The organism is Acinetobacter sp. CWB-B33 (assembly GCF_039655955.1).
GTDB classification, from domain to species: Bacteria; Pseudomonadota; Gammaproteobacteria; order Pseudomonadales; family Moraxellaceae; genus Acinetobacter; species Acinetobacter bouvetii.
In genome coordinates, this window is record NZ_JAGFEU010000017.1 from 1 (window position 1) to 1,504 (window position 1,504).

Below are 1,504 nucleotides of genomic sequence, written 5' to 3' on the forward strand. Positions count from 1 at the left end.
AAATATTCCATAAAATCATATGAAGTGGTTTTTCACATAAATCAGTTTTATAATATGAAAGTTATATTTTTAATTTTTTGCTATTTAGGCTTTTTATGAAGAACAACTCCTCATCAGATGACTTAGAGTCAACTACATTAGGCTGGAAATTCGTTGCCATTGTTGCAGTTATAACCACTATATTTTTTACTTTTCTATATTTAGCTATGACCAGCGACCCAGACTATATGCCTAACCGCAAACCAAAAGTAACTGTCCAGCAGGATGCCCCAGCCAGCACACCACAGCCGGCAGAAAAATCATCATCTGAGTAATTGTGAGCATAAATGACAAAACCTCCTTTGGGAGGTTTTGTGGAAATATTAATTATGCACTTTCAATTTCCATAGGATCGTCATCAATATAATTAACTTGAACAGCTTTTCCTTCTGCAAGTAATTTGGCGTCACTTAAGGTTTTAACAGTCATATATGAGTGTGTTAATTCAGTCTCATCTCCAGGCGGGTCATTTTCACCTAGTGGAGCTTCATTAAAAATATTTTTAATTTTGCGTACACCAAGACAGTATTCTTTTGCTGGCATCCCGTAATAGGTAACACCTTCGGCGCCAGCTGCATCGATAAGATCAATTTGTTCCTGAATTTTTTGGTTTAGTTCATCTTGAGTATCAAAATTCAAAAGAACAAAAGTCTCTTCAATTGGGAATTCAGTTTGTTCACCCTCTAATACCTCGGTTACCCGAATAATACTAACTACAACCCAAGTCATAAAAATTCTCCTTTTATTTTTTATCAAACCGATTTTTGCCATCACAATTGTAAAACTTTTCAGCTATTTTATTTTCAGCTTAATTTGTTTATTTGTTTCCGCACCTCATCCAAAAACAGATTATCCAAAGCAAACACACACTCAACAAAGATATGCAGCTCACAAGGCGCCTCATACAGCTCAAGATATGCATTGATGTGACTGCCATCCAACGGCATGGCCACTGGATGATATGAGCGCCCACGAGCAATCACATTGAATGCCATTAGAATGGAATGTGCCACATAGCTGAACTCAGGCGCATCATCCAATTTGCGCCCGAGTTTGTCACGTATCTTCTTCTGATGATCTGTTAAGCCCCCGTCTCCGGCATGCCATTGGTAGAGCTTTGTGACTTTCCCAAAGTTTCAGCTTTCACCTGGTCTGCTTCCGCTTGGATTTGCTCAGCATTGGCTTTAATGAAGGCCCACACAGTCACGCCTGATTTGCCCATATTGAATAGCTTGGTGGCATTCTCTGGTGAATACGGCTGTTCAGTTTCTTTGCCATTTTCAAGGAATGACACGCCTTTCCAGTCTTCAATCAAATGACATGCAGCAGCTTCAAGCAACAGCTCGTGATAAAGCTTGTCTTCATGTGCTGCAGTCGATACGTTATAGCCCTTGGCCGCAACTTGATTCTGCGCGCGTTCAAGCGCGACCTTGTAAGGCTTGTAAGCCTCACCGCGAATCTTAAA

The 1,504-nt window shown here is 40.1% G+C and carries 3 protein-coding genes; 1 reads left to right on the forward strand and 2 read right to left on the reverse strand.

Annotated features, from left to right (window positions below):
• Positions 1-95: 95 nt before the first annotated feature.
• On the forward strand, positions 96-314 hold the full coding sequence (locus JZ784_RS17510) for a hypothetical protein (protein ID WP_265466104.1): 219 nt from the start codon (positions 96-98) through the stop codon (positions 312-314).
• Between the two features lie 52 nt (positions 315-366).
• Here JZ784_RS17510 and JZ784_RS17515 read toward each other — a convergent pair whose 3' ends face one another.
• Together JZ784_RS17515 and JZ784_RS17520 are read right to left on the reverse strand one after the other, a co-directional pair.
• Entirely contained in the window at positions 367-768 is a 402-nt protein-coding gene (locus JZ784_RS17515) for a hypothetical protein (RefSeq protein WP_346315793.1), read from the reverse strand.
• A 352-nt stretch (positions 769-1,120) separates the two neighbouring features.
• Positions 1,121-1,504 (reverse strand): hypothetical protein (locus JZ784_RS17520; protein ID WP_346315794.1); only part of this gene is annotated, 384 nt, incomplete at its 5' end.